Origin of the sequence: Streptomyces sp. enrichment culture (assembly GCF_964272895.1) — a bacterium.
Classification (GTDB): Bacteria; Actinomycetota; Actinomycetes; order Streptomycetales; family Streptomycetaceae; genus Streptomyces.
Genome location: NZ_OZ186832.1, coordinates 5,285,519 through 5,304,554, shown reverse-complemented (window position 1 = coordinate 5,304,554; position 19,036 = coordinate 5,285,519). Strand labels below are relative to the sequence as shown.

Here is a 19,036-nt window from a genome sequence, read left to right as displayed (position 1 = left end):
GTGTCAAGAGGCTCACGCCTCCTCGTTCACCCAGCTCATCAGCTTGCGCAGCTGCTTGCCGGTGGTCTCCAGCAGGTGCTCGGAGTCCGCGGTCTTGTACTCGTTGTACTTCTTCAGACCGCCGTGGTACTCGTCCATCCACTGCTGGGCGAACGTGCCGTCCTGGATCTCGGCGAGGACCTTCTTCATCTCGGCCTTGGTGGCGTCGGTGATGACGCGCGGGCCGGTGACGTAGTCGCCCCACTCGGCGGTCTCGGAGACGGACCAGCGCATCTTCTCCAGGCCGCCCTCGTACATGAGGTCGACGATCAGCTTCAGCTCGTGCAGGCACTCGAAGTAGGCGATCTCCGGCTGGTAGCCCGCCTCGACCAGGGTCTCGAAGCCGGCCTTGACCAGGGCGGAGGTGCCACCGCACAGCACGGCCTGCTCGCCGAACAGGTCGGTCTCGGTCTCCTCGGTGAAGGTCGTCTTGATGACACCGGCGCGGGTGCCGCCGATGGCCTTGGCGTACGACAGGGCCAGCGCGAAGGCGCCTCCGGTGGCGTCCTGCTCCACCGCGGCGATCGCGGGGACGCCACGGCCCTCCTCGTACTGGCGGCGGACCAGGTGGCCCGGGCCCTTCGGGGCGACCAGGGCGACGTCCACGCCGGCCGGGGGCTTGATGAAGCCGAAGCGGATGTTGAAGCCGTGGGCGAAGAACAGCGCGTCGCCGTCCTTCAGGTTCGGGGCGATGGACTCCTCGTAGACCTGGGCCTGGATGGGGTCCGGGATGAGGATCATGATGACGTCGGCCTCGGCGGCGGCCTCGGCGGGCGTCACCACGCGCAGGCCCTGCTCCTCGGCCTTGGCCTTGGACTTGGAGCCCTCGTGCAGACCGACACGCACGTCGACACCGGAGTCGCGCAACGACAGGGCGTGGGCGTGGCCCTGGGAGCCGTACCCGATGACCGCGACCTTGCGGCCCTGGATGATGGACAGGTCGGCGTCGGCGTCGTAGAACAGCTCGGCCACTTTGGGTTCTCTCCTTGAGTGCAGGTGTTGCGTCCCACCGTATGACGGCGGGGGGAAGGGAAGTTTCGGGGTCTCGGAATACGGGCGGCCGTGTTGTCGCCGGCCGCCCGTTTCCGGCGTTACGCCGACCGGTCGAGGGCGCGCAGGGACCGGTCCGTGATCGAGCGGGCGCCGCGGCCGATCGCGATCGTGCCGGACTGGACCAGCTCCTTGATGCCGTACGGCTCCAGCATCTTGAGCATGGCGGACAGCTTGTCGCTGGATCCGGTGGCCTCGATGGTGACGGCCTCCGGGGAGACGTCGACGGTCTTGGCGCGGAACAGCTGGACGATCTCGACGATCTGGGAGCGCGTCTCGTTGTCGGCGCGCACCTTCACCAGAACGAGTTCGCGCTGAACGGCCTGCGAGGGCTCCAGCTCGACGATCTTCAGGACGTTGACGAGCTTGTTGAGCTGCTTGGTCACCTGCTCCAGCGGCAGGTCCTCGACGTTCACCACGATGGTGATGCGGGAGATGTCGGGGTGCTCGGTGACGCCGACCGCGAGGGAGTCGATGTTGAAGCCGCGGCGGGAGAACAGGGCGGCGATCCTGGCCAGGATGCCCGGAGTGTTCTCCACCAGCACGGAGAGCGTGTGCTTGGACATGATCTTTTACGTCTCTCTCGCTCAGTCGTCTTCGTTGTCGCCGAAGTCGGGGCGGACGTCCCGCGCGGCCATGATCTCGTCGTTGGAGGTGCCGGCGGCGACCATCGGCCACACCATGGCGTCCTCGTGGACGATGAAGTCGATGACGACCGGACGGTCGTTGATGGAGTTCGCCTCCTCGATGACCTTGTCGAGGTCGTCCGGCGACTCGCAGCGGATGGCGTGGCAGCCCATGGCCTCCGACAGCTTCACGAAGTCGGGGACGCGGGTGCCGCGGGCCTCCGGGTTGACGTCGTCGGGGCCGGAGTGCAGGACGGTGTTGGAGTAGCGCTGGTTGTAGAACAGCGTCTGCCACTGGCGGACCATCCCGAGGGCGCCGTTGTTGATGACGGCGACCTTGATCGGGATGTTGTTCAGGGCGCAGGTGGTGAGCTCCTGATTGGTCATCTGGAAGCAGCCGTCGCCGTCGATCGCCCAGACGGTCTGTTCCGGCGCGCCGGCCTTGGCGCCCATGGCGGCCGGGACGGCGTAGCCCATGGTTCCGGCGCCGCCGGAGTTCAGCCAGGTCGCGGGCTTGTCGTACTGGATGAAGTGCGCGGCCCACATCTGGTGCTGGCCGACGCCCGCCGCGAAGATCGTGCCCTCCGGGGCGAGTTGGCCGATGCGCTCGATGACCTGCTGCGGGGACAGCGAGCCGTCCTCGGGCTGGTCGTAGCCGAGCGGGTAGGTGTCGCGCCAGCGGCTCAGGTCCTTCCACCAGGCGCTGTAGTCGCCCTGGTGGCCCTCGCTGTGCTCCTTCTGGACGGCCTGGATCAGGTCGGCGATGACCTCGCGGGCGTCACCGACGATCGGCACGTCGGCGGCGCGGTTCTTGCCGATCTCCGCGGGGTCGATGTCGGCGTGGACGATCTTGGCGTACGGGGCGAAGCTGTCCAGCTTGCCGGTGACGCGGTCGTCGAAGCGGGCTCCGAGGGCGACGATCAGGTCGGCCTTCTGCAGCGCGGTGACGGCGGTGACCGCACCGTGCATGCCCGGCATTCCCACGTGCAGCGGGTGGCTGTCGGGGAACGCGCCGAGCGCCATCAGGGTGGTGGTGACGGGCGCTCCGGTGAGTTCGGCGAGGACCTTCAGCTCGGCGGTGGCCTTGGCCTTGATGACGCCGCCGCCGACGTAGAGGACGGGCCGCTTGGCGGCGGTGATCAGCTTGGCGGCCTCGCGGATCTGCTTGGCGTGCGGCTTGGTCACCGGGCGGTAGCCGGGCAGGTCCATGGTGGGCGGCCACTGGAAGACGGTCTTCGCCTGGAGGGCGTCCTTGGCGATGTCGACCAGGACCGGGCCGGGGCGGCCGGTGGAGGCGATGTGGAACGCCTGCGCGATGATCCGGGGGATGTCCTCGGCCTTGGTGACCAGGAAGTTGTGCTTGGTGATCGGCATGGTGATGCCGACGATGTCCGCCTCCTGGAAGGCGTCCGTGCCGATCGCCTTGGAGGCCACCTGCCCGGTGATCGCGACCAGCGGCACCGAGTCCATGTGGGCGTCCGCGATCGGGGTGACCAGGTTGGTGGCACCGGGGCCGGAGGTGGCCATGCAGACGCCGACCTTGCCGGTGGCCTGGGCGTAGCCGGTGGCCGCGTGGCCGGCGCCCTGCTCGTGCCGCACCAGCACGTGGCGCACCTTGGTGGAGTCCATCAGCGGGTCGTACGCCGGGAGGATCGCACCGCCGGGAATGCCGAATACGGTGTCGGCGCCGACCTCCTCGAGAGAGCGGATGAGGGACTGCGCACCCGTGACGTGCTCGGGGGCGGACTGCTGTCCTCCGGATCGGGGCCGCGGCTGCGGATGGTGGGCCCCGGTGGCCTGCTCGGTCATCGGCATTCTCTTCTCGATGCTGAGGGTTTTTGCGAGTTTTGTGCGACGTGCGGCTGTTGTACAGCTTGTCCTGTGCAACAAAAAACCCCTCGTGCCGTAAGGCAAGCGAGGGGAGCGCGCCGGGTGGGTCTGCCGGGAGTCCGGGTCGGTCCGGACGTCACCAGCTTCAGCCGACGCGCTTTCCAAGTACGAGAATTCGGGTGCGCATGGCACTGACCCTCCCCCCGGCGCGCACCTACTGTCAAGTGGGTGGGACGGGAGTCTCATTATGTGAGCGAAGGGCCGTCCCGCCTCCGAAGATGGTGGTCACGCCCGAGGTCATTCCCTCGAAGCCGCGCGCCCCGCCGCCCACGAACGCGGGTTCGACCGGTCCGTGCGGCACCGGGTAATGGCCGGAAGTCAGCGCCCGGCGCAGCCGGTACTCGTCCAGCGGCCCGGCGAAGGCCATGCCCTGTCCATGGGTGCAGCCCATCGCGCGCAGGGCGACGACCTGCTCCGGCAGATCCACCCCGTCGGCGACCGACTGCAGGCCGAGGTCGGCGGCGATCCGCAGCAGCCCACCGGTGATCTTGTGCAGCCGCGCGGACTCGACGACGCCCTCGACGAGACTGCGGTCGAGCTTCAGTATGTCGACGGGAAGCCGCCGAAGGGCGGTGATCGCCGCGAATCCGTTGCTGAATCCGTCCAGCGCGACCCGCACCCCGAGCCGTCTGAGGGCGCCCAGGCGCCGCTCCAGCTCGTCCAGGCCGACGCGGGGGTCGGGGTCGGACAGCTCGATCACCAGCGCGCCCGAGGGCAGCCCGTGCCGGGTCAGCAGCGCCTCGACGGAGCCGAGCGGCATCGAGCGGTCCAGCAGCCGGCGGGCGCTCATCCGGACCACGACCGGCACGGCGAGGCCGGTGGCGGTGCGCTCGGCGGCCTGCTCGACCGCCTCCTGGAGCACCCAGCGGCCCAGCTCGGCGGTCTTCTCGCTGTCCTCCGCGACCCGCAGGAACTCCGCGGGCGTGAACAGCACGCCCTGCGAGGAGCGCCAGCGCGCCTGGGCGGCGACCGACGTGATCCGGCCGTCCTCCAGGCACACCACCGGCTGGTGCAGCAGCGTGAACTCGCCGTCGTTCAGCGCGGACCGCAGCCTCGTCGCCAGCTCCGCCTTGCGTACGACGTCCTGCTGCATCTGCGGCTTGTACAGCTCGACGCGGCCCTTGCCGGCCGACTTCGCCCGGTACATCGCGAGGTCGGCGTTGCGCAGCAGCTCGCCCGCGCCGAGGCCCGGCTCGGCGAAGGCGACGCCGATGGAGGCGGCGACACGGACATCGTTGCCGTCGATCGTGTACGGCTGCGACAGCGTGACCCTGAGGCGGTCGGCGAGCTCCAGGATGTGCCGTTCGCGAGCCGTGCGGTCACGGCCGCCGTCCCCGAGGATCAGCGCGGCGAACTCGTCGCCGCCCAGCCTCGCGGCGGTGTCGGACTGGCGTACCGCCTCGTGGAGGCGGCGCGCGGCCTGGACGAGCAGTTCGTCCCCGGCCTGGTGGCCGATGGTGTCGTTGACGGCCTTGAAGCCGTCGAGGTCGATGAAGAGCACCGCCGTGCCGCGGTCGGTGGAGCGGCGGCCGGACAGGGCCTGCTGCACGCGCCGGGTGAACAGGGCGCGGTTGGGCAGGTCGGTGAGCGGGTCGTGCTCGGCGTTGTGCTGGAGCTGCGCCTGCAGGCGCACTCTTTCGGTCACGTCCCGGCTGTTGAAGATCAGGCCGCCGTGGTGGCGGTTGACGGTGGACTCCACGTTCAGCCAGCCGCCGTCGCCGGAGCGGAAGCGGCACTCGATGCGGGTGGTGGGTTCCTCCTGGGGGCTGGCGGCGAGGAAGCGGCGCACCTCGTGCACCACGCAGCCCAGGTCCTCCGGGTGGATCAGCTCGGCCAGCTCGGTGCCCACCAGTTCCTCCGCCGGCCGGCCGTAGACCCCGGCGGCGGCCGGGGAGACGTACCTGAGGACACCGTTCGGAGCGGCGATCATGATGACGTCGCTGGAGCCCTGCACCAGGGAGCGGAAGTGGTTCTCCTTCTGCGCCAGCTCCTGGGTGAGGGTGATGTTGTCGATCAGCATGATGCCCTGGCGCACCACGAGGGCGAGCACCACCGTGCCCGCGGTGAGCAGCACGAAGCGGTCGACGCTGCGGCCGTTGAGCACGTTGTAGAGGATGCCCAGGGTGCACACGGCGGCGGCCAGGTACGGGGTGAGGGCCGCGAGGGATCCGGTGATCGGGCGGGCGGCCGCGTACCGGACGGCTTCCTGGTGGGTGCGGTGCAGGTGCTGGGCGGCGCCGCGCTGTCCGGGCAGGTGCTCGTGCACCACGCGCGTGTGCGGCTCCTCCTCGGGCTCCCCGTCGCGTGGCGCGGCCCAGGGGGCGTAGGCCAGCAGCAGGGAGCCCGCGAACCAGCCCGCGTCCAGGAGCTGTCCGGAGCGGTAGCTGTTGTGCAGCAGCGGTGAGGTGAACAGCGCGTCGCACATCACGGTGAGGGCGAGGGCGCCGATCGCCGTGTTGATCGCGGAGCGGTTGGCGCCCGAGCGCCGGAAGTGCAGCGCGAGCACCATGCTCACCAGCGCGATGTCGAGCAGCGGGTAGGCGAGCGAGAGGGCGGTGTGCGCCACGCTCGATCCGTCGGCCTTCGCCGTCTGGGCGAGCGCCAGGCTCCACGCCAGGGTGAGCAGGGAGCCGGCGATCAGCCAGGCGTCCAGCGTGAGGCAGATCCAGCCCGCCTTGGTCACCGGCCGCTTGGCCAGGACGAGCAGTCCGACGATGGCGGGCGGCGCGAAGCACAGGAAGAACAGGTCGGCGTAACTGGGGCTGGGCACGGGCCGGTTCAGGACGACCTCGTACCAGCCCCAGACGAGGTTGCCCAGGGCCGCCATCATCGAGGAGAGGGCGAACAGCAGCCAGGCGGGCCGAAAACGGACCCGGCGGCTACGGGCGTAGAGGAAGCACGAGACGGCGGCGGTGCCCGCCGCGGCGCTCAGCCCGAAGTCGCCCATGATCAGGGCGGTCCGGTCGGAGCCCCAGCCGAGCGCGGAACCGATGGCGTATCCCCCGCACACCAGGGCCAGACCGAGCTGGCGGACCTGTCGTGTCCCGCCGCCGATCGGCGGCCTGCGCGAGGGCATGGTCGGCGCCGGCCGGCGGCGCAGCGCACCCTCCAGGGTGGTGGGCGGCGGCGAGCTCACCGGTCGCTCCCGGTCCGGGCCGCACCCTTCGGGGAACGGTGTGCCGGGTGCGGCTGCCTTCTGCGGCCGCTGTGCCTGCGGTGGCTGTGATTGCCGAGGTAGCCGTGGCTGTCGTGGCAGCCGCGTCTGTCGGAGGTCGTCCGCCAGGGCCGCCGTCGGCGGCCTCGTCGCGTCGGATCGTTCGTCCATAGGCCGTGCATCGCCTGTCGCCCCCCTCACCGTCTGAAATGTCCGTCCCCGGCGCCGATCGGTACGCGGCGCAGCCCCTGTCGGGACGATACACCAGTCTCGTCACTCAGGGACATAGCTTCTCTACGCTCCGTGACGACCAGGGGTAACGCGAGCACCGCCCGCATCCGCAGGACTGCGGAGGGTGCCCGAACCGGCTCAGAGGTCTGCGGCTCCCGTCGTCAGGATCACGTTCGCCAGCGGCTCCTGGTTCACGAAACGGCGCAACTGCCCCACGAGCAGCTTCTTCGCGCGCGGCAGGAAGGCGGACGACGGCCCGCCCACATGGGGGCTGATGAGCACGCCGGGCGCCTGCCAGAGCGGGTGACCGGCGGGCAGGGGCTCGGGGTCGACGACGTCGAGGGCGGCGGTGAGCCGGCCGCTCTCCAGTTCGGCGAGCAGGGCGCCGGTGTCGACGACGGCTCCGCGGGCGACGTTCACCAGCAGGGCGCCGTCCTTCATCCGGGCCAGGAACGCCTTGTCCACCAGGCCGCGCGTGCTGTCGTTCAGCGGCGTCGACAGGATCACGACGTCCGCCTCGGGCAGCAGCTCGGGCAGATCGGCGATCGGATGCACAGGCCCGCGCGCCGTGGTGCGCCGGGAGCGCGCGACGCGCGCCACCCGCGCGACCTCGAAGGGCACGAGCCGGTCCTCGATGGCGGCGCCGATCGCCCCGTACCCGACGATCAGGACGTTCTTGTCGGCGAGCGCGGGGTGGAACGCCCCCTGCCACTGCTCGCGCTCCTGCGCCTTGACGAAGGACGGGATGCCGCGCAGGGACGCCAGGGTGAGGGCGAGCGCCAGCTCGGCGGTGCTCGCCTCGTGCACCCCGCGCGCGTTGCACAGCACGACGCCCGGGGCGAGGTCGTCCAGGCGGGACATGACGTCGTCCACCCCCGCGGTCAGCGTCTGCACCAGTCGGAGGTTCGGCATCTGTGCCAGCGGCCGCACCTTCACCGGGTAGCGCTTCATGTACGGCACCACGTACACCGCGCACTCGGCGGGGTCGGCCGGGAACTCCTGGTCACCGTCCTCGCCGCCGTCCCAGAAGCGGTAGTTCAGGCCCTCGGGAAGGTCCTCGATCTCGTCCGGCGGAATCGGCAGCCACACATCGGAAGTCATGGTCGGAGCCTATGCCGGGGTTGTTCGGGCGCAGAGGTTAGGTTGGGGGCCGAGAGAGGGAGGGTCACGACCAGGTGGAGCGCAGGACGATCGGCGCGGGGGCACTCTCGGTGGGAGCCGTCGGGCTCGGGTGCATGCCGATGAGCTGGGCGTACAGCACGTCCCGGCAGCGGGGGGACGAGTCGCTCAGGGCGGTGCACGGGGCACTGGACGCGGGCACGACGCTGCTGGACACGGCCGACATGTACGGCCCGTTCACCAACGAGCTGCTGGTGGGGCGGGTGTTGAAGGAACGGCGGGCGGACGCGTTCGTGTCGACCAAGGTGGGGCTGCTGGTCGGCGAGCAGCACATCGTCGCCAACGGGCGCCCGGGATATGTGAAGCGGGCCTGCGACGCCTCGCTCAGACGCCTGCAGACCGATGTGATCGACCTCTACCAACTGCACCGCGCCGACCCCGAGGTGCCCGTGGAGGAGACCTGGGGTGCGATGGCCGAGCTCGTACGGGCGGGCAAGGTACGGGCGTTGGGGCTGTGCGCGGTCGGCGTGCGCGGCGGCCGCCGCTCGGGGGTCCGGCTGTACGACGCCACGATCCGGCAGTTGGCGCGGGTCCAGCAGGTCTTCCCGGTGAGCGCCGTCCAGGCGGAGCTGTCGGTGTGGTCGCCGGAGGCGCTGCGCACGCTGCTGCCGTGGTGCGTGGCGCGCGGCATCGGGTTCCTTGCGGCGATGCCGCTCGGCAACGGGTTCCTCACGGGCACGCTGACGCCGGGCGAGGGCTTCGAGCCGGACGACATGCGGGCCCGCCATCCTCGCTTCACCGCCGAGATGATGGCTGCCAACCAGCCCATCGTCGCCGGCCTGCGCCGCGTCGCCGCCCGCCACGGCGACGCCGTCACTCCCGCGCAGGTGGCCCTCGCCTGGGTCCTGGCCCAGGGACCCCACGTGGTCCCGGTGCCCGGCGCCAAGCAGAAACGATGGGTCGTGGAGAACGCGGGGGCGGCGGGACTGCGGCTGACGGCCCGCGATCTGGCGGAACTGGAAGGGTTGCCTCCGGCTCAGGGCTCGTGGGACTGAGGGCAGGCGGGGTGACGGGGGCGGGGGCGGGGATCGGGGCGGGGGTTGTGAGGGTTGTGGCGGGGGTGGTGGCCGCGGGCCGTACGGGAGGCGGGGGCATGGGCCGGTCGCCGCGGGCCGTACGGGAGGCGGGGGCGTGGGCCGGTCGCCGCGGGCAGCAGGGGAGGCGGGGCGGGGCTGCGGGCCTTCGGAGCGGGAGCCGCGGTTGGCGTTTCACGGATCGGGAACCTGAGGGGCGCGAGCGGTGTATGAGAAAGAGAACCCGCCGCGTGAAGGGACCATGATCGTGCAACGTCGAGTCGTGACGGCCGTACTGGCCGCGGCCGCTCTCGTGCTGACGGCCGGCTGCTCCTCCGGCGACGGAGGAGGAGATCCGCCGCCCGGCGGGCCGAGCAGTACGGCGTCCTCCGGTGCGCCCCCGTCCGAGGACTCCGCGGGAGCCGAGGAGGCCCTTCCGCCGGCCAAGGGCTCGGTGAAGGTCGTGCGGACCGTCGCCGAGGGCCTGGACACCCCGTGGGGCCTGGCCCCGCTGCCGGACGGCGACCTGCTGGTCTCCTCGCGGGACGAGGGCACGATCCTGCGGGTCGACGGGAGGACCGGCGCGAAGACGGAGCTCGGCGAGGTCCCCGGAGTGTCACCGGAGGGCGAGGGCGGACTGCTGGGCATCGCCCTCTCCCCCGACTTCGCCTCCGACCACATGGTCTACGCGTACTTCACCTCGGCCTCCGACAACCGCATCGTGCGCATGCTGTACGACGCGCAGAAGCCCGCGGGCGAGCAACTGGGCGCCCCCGACACGGTGTTCAAGGGCATTCCCAAGGGCTTCGTGCACAACGGCGGCCGGATCGCCTTCGGTCCGGACCGCATGCTCTACGCGGGCACGGGCGAGAGCGGCGACACCGGTCTGTCCCAGGACAAGGAGTCCCTGGGCGGCAAGATCCTCCGCCTGACCCCGGAGGGCGAACCTGCGCCGGGCAACCCGTTCCCCGGCTCGCCGGTGTACTCCCTCGGCCACCGCAATGTGCAGGGACTGGCGTGGGACGGCAGACAGCGGCTGTTCGCCTCGGAGTTCGGCCAGGACACCTGGGACGAGCTCAACGCGATCCAGCCGGGCGGCAATTACGGCTGGCCGGAGGTCGAGGGCCGCTCCGACGACGGTGACTTCCTCAACCCGATCGCCCAGTGGACGACCGACGAGGCATCCCCCAGCGGTCTCGCCCACGCCGAGGGCTCACTGTGGATGGCGGGCCTGCGCGGAGAGCGCCTGTGGCGCATCCCGCTCAAGGACACCCAGCCCCTAGACGCCCCGCGGGCCTTCCTGGAGGGCGAGTACGGCCGCCTGCGCACGGTCGTCCCCGCGGGCGGCGACAAGCTGTGGCTGGTGACGAGCGAGACGGACGGCCGGGGCTCCCCGGAGCAGGGCGACGACCGGATCCTGGAGCTGGAGGTCAGCTAGGGCGGCAGGGGCCGGGCGCGGCCGAAGGGCGGCCGGGGCCGGGGCTGGTCCGAGGGCAGGGCGGCCTGGGACGACCGGATGACTGCGGGGGCCGGGCCGAGTGGAGGGCGGCCGGGGCCGACCGACCGGTGGCAGCTAGGGCCGGGCCAACCGACCGGAGGGCAGCTGGGGCCGGGCTGACCGGAGGGCAGAGGGACCTGGGACGCCAAGAGGGGGGCGGGAGCCTGGCACGCCGGGGGCGGCTGGGGCCGGGCTGACCGGAGGGCGATGGGAACCTGCGACGCCGGTGGGCGGCCGCCTGGGACGCCAAGAGGGCGGCGGGGGCCTGGCACGCCGGAGGGCGACCGGGGCCGGGGCGACCGGAGGGCGCCTCGCGCCTGGGCGGCTAGGGCCGCGCCCGTTCCGAAGCCGGATTGCGGCCGTCCGGGTCGGGGCCGGCCTCGGCCGGAGGTGAGGCGTCCCCGCCCAGAGGAGAGCCGCCCCCGTCCACAGCTGAAGCATCCCCATCCGGAGGAGAGCCGCCCCCGTCCACAGCTGAAGCGTCCCCATCCTGAGGTGAGGCGTTCCCGTCCGGAGGTGAGGCGTCCGCGGCCGGCGGTGCGGCGTCCGCGGCCGGGTCGGGTGTCCTCACCACGACCTTGCCGGAGGCGAGGTCTATCGGTCCGCGCCCGGGGTCGGCGTCCCCGACGTCCTCTCGGGTCAGCTCCAGCCGGTTCTGCTCGTCACGGGTGTGCTTGCGGCCCGGGGCGAAGAGCTCCTCGAACGGGTTGAACATCGTTCTCCCTTCCCGGGGACGTGGGACGCCCGCCTGGTTCCATCATCACCCGCCCGCCGGATCCCCCGCCGCCAGGGGGAACAGTCCCAGCCGATGGGCCACCGCCGCCGCCTCGCCACGGCCGGAGACGCCGAGCTTGGCGAGGATGTTGGAGACGTGGACGCTGGCCGTCTTGGGAGAGATGAACAGCTCCTCGGCTATCTGACGGTTGGTGCGGCCGGCCGAGACCAGGCGCAGCACATCGCGCTCCCGGAGGGTGAGGCCCAGTGCGTCGGCCGGGTCGGCGGGGGCGAGGGCGGCCGCCGGGGCGGTGCGGTCGAGGGTGAGGCGGGCGCGCTGGGCGAGCCGGGTGACCTGGTCGGCCAGGGGGCGGGCGCCGAGGTGTCGGGCGACGGCGAGGGCGAGGCGGAGCAACTCGGTGGCGCGGTCGCGGTCCTCGGCGGTGGGCGCGGGGCCAGCGGTGAGAAGGGCCTCGGCCAGGCGGTGGCGGACGCGGGCGAGGTCGTAGGGGCGTTCCAGCCGCTCGAAGGCCGTGACGACGTCGGCCCAGCGGTCGGGGTCGGCTGCGTGCCGGGCGCGGTGGAGTTCGGCGCGGACCCATCGGTCGTGGGCGGCCCAGACCGGGGCGCCGGTGGCGAGTCGCCGCGCGGTGTCGGAGATGCGGTCCAGTGTCTCCTCGCGGCCCTCGCGCAGGGTGGGCAGGTCGGGTGCGTGGGCCTCGGCGGTGGCGGCGGCCACGAGGAGGGGCCAGCCGTAGCGCTGGGTGCCGGGCGGGAAGCCGGCGTCGAGGGCGCGACCGAGTTCGGCGCGGGCGTCGGGGAGGCGGCCCTCCGCGGCGGCGACGCCGAGGGTGATGGTGGCCAGCGGCAGGGACTGCTGGGGCATGGGATCGTGGGTGCCGAAGCGGCTGTGCGCGGCGGCGAGTTGCCGGGCGGCCTCGGCGATGTCGCCGCGGCCGAGGGCGATGTGGGCCAGGACGAGCGCGGCACCGCCCTGCGGTTTGGCGCTCGTGCCGCGGCCGAGCGCCGTGGTGGCGGCCTCGACGGACTCGTCCCAGCGGCCGAGGCCGTACAGGACCTCGGCGAGGTTGGCCCATACCCAGGTCTCGGAGTGCAGCAGGCCGAACTTCCGGGTGAAGACGGACCCTTCCTCCAGGATGGGCACGGCTTCACGGGAGCGGCCGACGGCGTCCAGACCGTCCGGGAGGTTCACATAGACGCGGCCCGCGACGGCGGTGGCGCCCTCGCGCAGGGCGAGCTCCTTGACCTCGGCGAGTTCGGCGAGCCCGGCCTCGGTGTCGCCGGCGCCGACGACGAGGGTGCCGAGGGTGACGCGGGCGTTGAGCTCGATCTCGCGGGCGCCGACCATGCGGGCGTACTCCACGGCGCGTTCGGCGGCGGCCAGGGCGTCGGGGCCGGGTTCGTGCAGCATCGACCAGCCGGCGGCACTGGCGAGCACCTCGGCGTGCACCTCGGAGGGCGGCAGGCCGCGGACGAGTTCCTGGGCGCGGGCCAGTTCGGCCCAGCCGTCGCCGCGGGCCTTGGCCTGGACGAGGCGGGAACGCTGGACCCAGAACCAGGCGGCGCGCAACGGGTCGTGCTCGTCCTCCAGCAGGCGCAGGGCGCGCTTGACGATCTTCAGCGCGCGGACGCGTTCGCCGCAGAAGCGGCCTGCCTGGGATGCCTCGGCCAGCAGGTCGAGGAAGCGCAAGGGGGTGGTCTCGGGGTCGCAGCCGCAGTAGGCGTCGGTGTAGTCGGCCAGGCGCAGGGCGGCCCGGGTGTCCTCGGGGGCGGTGTCCCACAGGTCCATCGCCCGCTCCAGGAGCCGCAGTTGTTCGGCGTAGGCGTGGCGGCGGCGGGCGGAGGCGGAGGCGTCCAGGACGGCGGGGAGGGCCTTGGCGGCGTCGTGGGAGTGGTACCAGTAGCTGGCCAGGCGGGTGGCGCGTTCGTCGGCGGGGACGAGCGTGGGGTCGGCCTCCAGGGCCTCGGCGAAGCGGCGGTTGAGGCGGGCGCGTTCGCCGGGCAGCAGGTCGTCGCTGACGGCCTCGCGGACGAGGGAGTGGCGGAAGCGGTAGCCGTCGCCGTCGGGTGTGGGGGTGAGGATGCTGGCGTGGACGGCGGCGCGCAGGGCCTCGATGAGGTCGTCCTCGGGCAGGCGGGCGACGGCCGCGAGGAGCCGGTGCTCGACGGTGGAGCCGCCCTCGGCGACGATCCGGGCGACCTGCTGGGCGCTGTCGGGCAGGCCCTCGACGCGGACCAGCAGCAGGTCGCGCAGGGAGTCGGTGAGGCCGGTGGCGCAGCCCTCGTGGGCGGCGACGGCCAGTTCCTCGACGAAGAAGGCGTTGCCGTCGGAGCGTTCGAAGATGGCGTCGACCTGGGCGGGGTCGGGTTCGGCGGCCAGGATGCCGGCGATCTGACGGCCGACCTCCTCGCGGTTGAGGCGGCCGAGTTCGAGTCGGCCGACGGTGCGCAGCCGGTCGAGTTCGGCGAGCAGGGGGCGCAGCGGGTGGCGGCGGTGGATGTCGTCGGTGCGGTAGGTGGCCAGGACGACGAGGCGGCCGGTGCGCAGGGTGCGGAAGAGGTAGGCGAGCAGGTGGCGGGTGGAGGCGTCGGCCCAGTGCAGGTCCTCCAGGGCGACGACGACGGTGCGGTCGGCGGCGGCGCGTTCCAGGAGGCGGGCGGTGAGTTCGAAGAGGCGGGCGGTACCCTCCTCGTCGTGCCGGCCGGTGCCGGTGTCGCCGAGTTCGGGGAGCAGCCGGGCGAGTTCCTCCTCCTGGCCGGCGGCCGCGGCGGCCAGTTCGTCGGGCAGGGCGCGGCGCAGGGCGCGCAGGGCGCTGGAGAAGGGGGCGAAGGGCAGTCCGTCGGCGCCGATCTCGACGCAGCCGCCGAGGGCGACGACGGCTCCGGCGCGGGTGGCGGTGTCGAGGAACTCCTCGACGAGGCGGGTCTTTCCGACTCCGGCCTCGCCGCCCACGAGAAACGCCTGCGGCTCGCCCGCGGCGGCGCGGGCGAGCGCATCGTTCAGCGTGTCCAACTCCTGGGCGCGGCCGACGAACACGGGACTGACGGACCTGGTCTCCACGTCAGTGAGCATCGCACGGTGATCGAACGGTGCGGCACCTGTTTTGCGGAGGGCGGAGGTCGTGCGAGCCGGTGCCGGTCCGGCCTGCGCCACCGCCGTCTCGGGGCCCGAGGCCACCGCCCTCCCGGAGACCGACGTCACCACCGTCCCGGAGTCCGCCATCACCACCGTCCCGGCGGCAGAGGTAACCACCCTCCCGGGGTCCGGCGCCACCGCCGCCCCGGCGGCCGCGCTCACGCGGTGCGCGGTGACCGCAGCCGGCGGGGGCGGCGGCTATGCGACTCCGCCTCGTCGGGGCGTGCCTCGGACTCGGCGCGGGCGGCGCGACGCCGGCGGACGACCTCGCGGGCCAGGCGCTCGTGCTCGGCTCGGCGGATCAGCTCGGCGGAACGCAGCTGCTGGATCTCGTACTCGTACATCTCTTCTCCCTGGTGAGGCGCCGCTCCCCGGCCTCGGCGGCCGGTTGTCGGCTTCGCTGTCTGCGATGCCTCAACTGTCGTCTCCCAGGGGGGTCCGCCACATCGGGAGAGTTCCGCATCTTCCGAGGTGGGTGGGGCCTTAGGCGCCCGTGAGGGGGCTAAGGGGCCGGCTAAGGCCCTTATGCGGAGGGCAGGCCGAGCAGGACATCGGTGTACTTCAGGACGGCCAGCAGGAGACCGATCAGGCCGAGGGAGACGCCCGCCCAGGAGACGGACTTGATCCAGGGGGCCTGCGGCCTGCCGGGTGCCCCGAAGGCGGGGCGGGCGAGCACGGCGACGCCGACGACCAGCGCGGTGAGCGCGAACAGCCCGGCCCACAGGGCACTGGCCTGCCAGGCGTCGCCGTAGCCCTCCTTGACCATGGTGGCCACGCTGGACGACGAGGACGTCTCCAGCTGGCCGATCAGCGACTCGCGCGCGGACGCCACGGTGCCGATCCAGCCGCCGGTGAGGGAGACGAAGCCCAGGGCGGCGGAGACCACGGCACCGGCGCCCTGGCCGACCCCGGAGGGGCCGGGCTCCTCGGTGGTGTCCGCGTCTTCCGGGGCCCCGGCGGCGTCGGTGGCCTCGGCCTCGGCCTCGGCCCCGGCGTCGGCCTCCGTGCCCGCCTGCTCGACGGCCTCGACGGCCTCGGGCGCCTCGGCGGCCCCGGCCGGGGCCTCGGCGCGGGTCTCGGCCTCGTCGGCGCCGGGCTCCTGGTCCACAGTCTTGGTTTCCATGCCCGGCACCGTACGGACGGAGTCTGAGAGGGGCCTTAACAAAGGGGCCTCAGTGATCGGCTCCGGCGAGGGTCTGCCGGGCCGTGCGCCACTCGGGGGCGAGGATCGACCAGACCTCCATGTCCAGCCGTTCGCCGCGATGGGGGAAGCTCTCGCGTCGTACGCCCTCGTGGGTCATGCCCAGGCGGCGGGCCACGTTCAGGCTGGCGGTGTTGCCGGTCGCGGCGATCCATTCGACGCGGTGCATGCCGCGGTCGTCGAAGGCGTGGTCGAGGAGCAGCCGCATCGCGCGGGTGACCAGGCCGCGCCCGGTCGCGGCGGGCTCCAGCCAGCAGCCCACCTCGCAATTGCCCTGCGCGGCGTCGAAGTTGAGGAAGAGGACGCCGCCGACGAGCCGGCCGTCCAGCCGGATGCCGTGCAGGGACGCGGTGTCGGCGGCGCGCCAGTCGGCGTACCGCTGGAGCGTCTCGCGGGCGGAGGCCACGTCCGTGGCGCGCGACCCGAAGGGCACGAACCGGTTGATGAACTCCCGGCCCCGCTCCAGGTGGGCCAGGAACTCCTCGGCGTGCCAGGGCTCCAGTGGGCGCAGATCGGCTCCGTCACCCAGCGATATCGCGTACATCCCGTTCCCGCTCCTGTTCGAACTCGGCCGCGTCGTCGGCCGTGACATCGGCGAGCTTCTCATGGGCGGCACGGCACTCGGGCGGTTCGATGCTGATCCGGGGCAGGCGCCGGTCGAGCCAGCGCGGCAGCCACCAGTTGGCGCCGCCGAGCAGATGCATCAGGGCGGGCACCAGCAGTGTGCGCAGGACGAAGGCGTCGAGGGCGACGGCGGCGGCGAGCGCGATGCCGAACATCGCGATGACGCGGTCGCCGCTGAGCACGAAGGCGAGGAAGACGGAGATCATGATGACCGCCGCGGAGTTGATCACCCGGCTGGTCTCGGCCAGGCCCACACGGACCGCGCGCCGGTTGTCGCCGGTCTCCAGCCACTCCTCGTACATCCGGCTGACCAGGAACACCTGGTAGTCCATGGACAGCCCGAAGAGCACCGACACCATGATCACGGGCAGGAAGGGTTCGATGGGGCCCGCGCGGCCGAGGCCGAGCAGTTCGCTGCCCCAGCCCCACTGGAAGATCGCGACGACGACACCGAACGCGGAGGCGACGGCGGCGATGTTCATGACGGCGGCCTTGAGCGGGATGCCGATCGAGCGGAAGGCGAGCAGCAGCAGGACGCAGCCGAGGCCGATGACGACGCCGACGAACAGCGGCAGCTTGCCGACGATCACGTCCGCGAAGTCGTCGTAGCCGGCCGTGACCCCGCCGACGTGCACGTCGAGGGAGGTGCCGGACTCGGCGCGCGGCAGCACCTCGGTGCGCAGCCGGTCGACGAGCTCGCTGGTCTGCGGGGACTGCGGCGAGGACTCGGGGACGACGGTGAGGTACGCGGTGTCGCCGCCGCCGTTGTGGGTGACCGGCGTGACGGAGGCGACGCCGTCGGTGGAGCGCAGGGTGCTGTCGAGGTTGTCCAGGGCGAGCTTGTCGGCGGCGCCGTGGACCTCGCTGACGAGGGTGAGCGGGCCGTTGAGGCCGGGGCCGAAGCCGTCGGCGAGGAGGTCGTATGCCTGTCGGGTGGTGGCCGACTGGGGGTTGTTGCCCTGGTCGGAGGTACCCAGCCGCAGGGACAGCGCGGGCAGGGCGAGCAGCGTCATGACGACGAGGGCGACGGCGCCGAGCTTCTTGGGGTGCCGCTCGACGAACGCCGACCAGCGGGCGGCGAACCCGGTGGGCACCTCGGGCTCGGGCCCGTGCTCGGCGAGCCGGCGGCGCTCGCGGCGGCTGAGGGCCCGCATGCCGATGAAGGACAGCAGGGCGGGCAGCAGCGTCACGGAGGACGCGACGGTGAGGACGACGGTCAGGGAGGCCGCGATGGCCACGCCGTTGAGGAAGCCCAGGCGCAGGATCAGCATGCCCAGCAGGGCGATGCACACGGTGGCGCCCGCGAAGACGACCGCGCGGCCGGTGGTGGCGACGGCGTTGGTGGCGGCCTCGGTGACGCTCAGGCCGCGTTTCAGGCCGCGCCGGTGCCGGGTGACGATGAACAGGGCGTAGTCGATGCCGACGCCGAGCCCGATCAGCATGCCGAGCATGGGCGCGAAGTCGGCGACGGTCATCACATGCCCGAGCAGCCCTATGCCGGCGTACGCGGTGCCGACACCGATCAGCGCGGTGGCGATGGGCAGCAGCGAGGCGGCGAGCGAGCCGAACGCGAGGAACAGCACGACGGCCGCGACGATCACCCCGACGACCTCGGCGAGATGCCCGCCGGAGGACTCGGTGAGTGCGATGGCGTTGCCGCCGAGCTCCACCTCAAGGCCCTCGGCCTCGGCGGCCTGGGCGGTGGCGACGACGGCCCGCACCTGGCCGACGTCGAGGTTCTCCGCCGACTGCTCGAAGGTGACGGTGGCGTACGCGGTGCGCCCGTCCTCGCTGACGCGCTCGTCGCCCCGGTCGTCGTAGGGGCCGGCGACCGAGGCGACGCCGGGCAGGGCGGCTATGTCGTCCAGGGCCCGGGTCATGGTCTGCTCGACGTCGGCGGCGCGGACGCTGCCGGAGTCGGTGTGCCAGACGACGGTGTCGCTGTCACCGCCGAGGCCGGGGAAGCCGTCCTTCAGCAGCTGGGTGGCGCGGCCGGACTCAGTGCCGGGGACCTCGTAGTCGTTCGAGTACGCCGATCCGGCGACGGACGCGGCGGCGGTCACCCCGCCGAAGGCGAGGAGCCACAGCAGAACGGCGGCGAGGCGGTGCCGGACACACCAGCGTGCAAGGGCTGCCACGAACCTGCTCCCTGAGACGACCGTTTGTGAATCTTTGACCGGGAGCAGTCGTGCATGAACCGAACAGCCCGCAAAGAACGCATGAGCGATGCATAGTCACTCTTACAGGCTGAAATGATCGTTTGGTCGGTTCGTGGGCTTATTCACAGGAATGGCGGACGCTCAGTCGAACTGATCGCCGAGCGCCATGATCATCACTCCGCCGATCAGCATCCACAGGGCCCGCCGGGTGTGCCCGCGCGAGCCGATGAGCGCGGCGGCCGCGCAGACGGCGGCGCCGAGGGCGTAGGCCGCGGGCACCAGCGCCGGGGCGGTGCCGGTCAGCCGCAGCAGGGCCGCCGCCGTCCCGGCGAGGGTGAGCAGGGCGCCGGTCCCGGTGGCCGTCCAGCGCGCCCGCCGCGCCTCGGCGGCCGTCTCCTGGGCGTCCTCCGGGGCCGGGTCCTCCTCGGTGGTCTCGGCTATGTCCGCCGTCTCGGAATCGACAGGTCCGTTCATGCCGCGGGAGCGTAGCGCCTGGGTGCG

14 protein-coding genes are annotated in these 19,036 nt (G+C 72.4%); 2 read left to right on the top strand and 12 right to left on the bottom strand.

The window, feature by feature from the left end:
- Positions 1-12: 12 nt before the first annotated feature.
- The 5 genes from ilvC to ACSU6M_RS24055 all read right to left on the bottom strand — a co-directional run bounded on the left by ilvC (position 13) and on the right by ACSU6M_RS24055 (position 8,091).
- Positions 13-1,011, bottom strand: coding sequence for a ketol-acid reductoisomerase (gene ilvC, locus ACSU6M_RS24075; RefSeq protein ID WP_437072240.1), 999 nt, complete (start codon positions 1,009-1,011; stop codon positions 13-15).
- Between the two features lie 119 nt (positions 1,012-1,130).
- On the bottom strand, positions 1,131-1,655 hold the full coding sequence (ilvN, locus tag ACSU6M_RS24070; protein WP_166002432.1) for an acetolactate synthase small subunit: 525 nt from the start codon (positions 1,653-1,655) through the stop codon (positions 1,131-1,133).
- 21 nt (positions 1,656-1,676) lie between these two features.
- Positions 1,677-3,530 carry an acetolactate synthase large subunit gene (locus ACSU6M_RS24065; protein WP_437072237.1) on the bottom strand — a complete coding sequence of 618 codons (1,854 nt, stop codon included), beginning with the start codon at positions 3,528-3,530 and terminating at the stop codon, positions 1,677-1,679.
- A gap of 235 nt (positions 3,531-3,765) precedes the next feature.
- The gene (locus ACSU6M_RS24060; RefSeq protein ID WP_437072236.1) at positions 3,766-6,741 is read right to left on the bottom strand and encodes an EAL domain-containing protein; all 2,976 of its coding nucleotides are present in this window, start codon (positions 6,739-6,741) and stop codon (positions 3,766-3,768) included.
- Positions 6,742-7,128: 387 nt separating this feature from the next.
- Positions 7,129-8,091: a 2-hydroxyacid dehydrogenase gene (locus tag ACSU6M_RS24055; RefSeq protein WP_437072235.1), complete on the bottom strand. Its 963-nt coding sequence runs from the start codon at positions 8,089-8,091 to the stop codon at positions 7,129-7,131.
- A 74-nt stretch (positions 8,092-8,165) separates the two neighbouring features.
- Between ACSU6M_RS24055 and ACSU6M_RS24050 the strand changes: the two genes are divergently transcribed.
- Both ACSU6M_RS24050 and ACSU6M_RS24045 read left to right on the top strand, forming a co-directional pair.
- Positions 8,166-9,164: an aldo/keto reductase gene (locus ACSU6M_RS24050; RefSeq protein WP_437072234.1), complete on the top strand. Its 999-nt coding sequence runs from the start codon at positions 8,166-8,168 to the stop codon at positions 9,162-9,164.
- A gap of 280 nt (positions 9,165-9,444) precedes the next feature.
- Positions 9,445-10,620, top strand: a complete 1,176-nt coding sequence (locus ACSU6M_RS24045) for a PQQ-dependent sugar dehydrogenase (RefSeq protein ID WP_437072233.1) — start codon at positions 9,445-9,447, stop codon at positions 10,618-10,620.
- Positions 10,621-11,005: 385 nt separating this feature from the next.
- Here the strand turns inward: ACSU6M_RS24045 and ACSU6M_RS24040 are convergent, their stop codons facing one another.
- The 7 genes from ACSU6M_RS24040 to ACSU6M_RS24010 all read right to left on the bottom strand — a co-directional run bounded on the left by ACSU6M_RS24040 (position 11,006) and on the right by ACSU6M_RS24010 (position 19,009).
- Positions 11,006-11,395, bottom strand: coding sequence for a DUF6191 domain-containing protein (locus tag ACSU6M_RS24040; RefSeq protein WP_437072231.1), 390 nt, complete (start codon positions 11,393-11,395; stop codon positions 11,006-11,008).
- 45 nt (positions 11,396-11,440) lie between these two features.
- Entirely contained in the window at positions 11,441-14,488 is a 3,048-nt protein-coding gene (locus ACSU6M_RS24035; protein ID WP_437072230.1) for a helix-turn-helix transcriptional regulator, read from the bottom strand.
- A gap of 221 nt (positions 14,489-14,709) precedes the next feature.
- Entirely contained in the window at positions 14,710-14,895 is a 186-nt protein-coding gene (locus ACSU6M_RS24030; RefSeq protein ID WP_437072228.1) for a hypothetical protein, read from the bottom strand.
- Positions 14,896-15,074: 179 nt separating this feature from the next.
- Positions 15,075-15,674, bottom strand: a complete 600-nt coding sequence (locus ACSU6M_RS24025) for a hypothetical protein (RefSeq protein ID WP_437072226.1) — start codon at positions 15,672-15,674, stop codon at positions 15,075-15,077.
- 49 nt (positions 15,675-15,723) lie between these two features.
- Positions 15,724-16,296, bottom strand: coding sequence for a GNAT family N-acetyltransferase (locus ACSU6M_RS24020; protein ID WP_437072225.1), 573 nt, complete (start codon positions 16,294-16,296; stop codon positions 15,724-15,726).
- Positions 16,274-18,514, bottom strand: coding sequence for an MMPL family transporter (locus ACSU6M_RS24015; RefSeq protein ID WP_437072223.1), 2,241 nt, complete (start codon positions 18,512-18,514; stop codon positions 16,274-16,276). The genes ACSU6M_RS24020 and ACSU6M_RS24015 overlap by 23 nt, the downstream gene beginning before the upstream one ends.
- Before the next feature lie 162 nt (positions 18,515-18,676).
- A complete protein-coding gene (locus ACSU6M_RS24010; RefSeq protein WP_437072221.1) occupies positions 18,677-19,009 on the bottom strand; it encodes a hypothetical protein in 333 nt (110 codons plus the stop codon).
- Positions 19,010-19,036 lie beyond the last annotated feature (27 nt).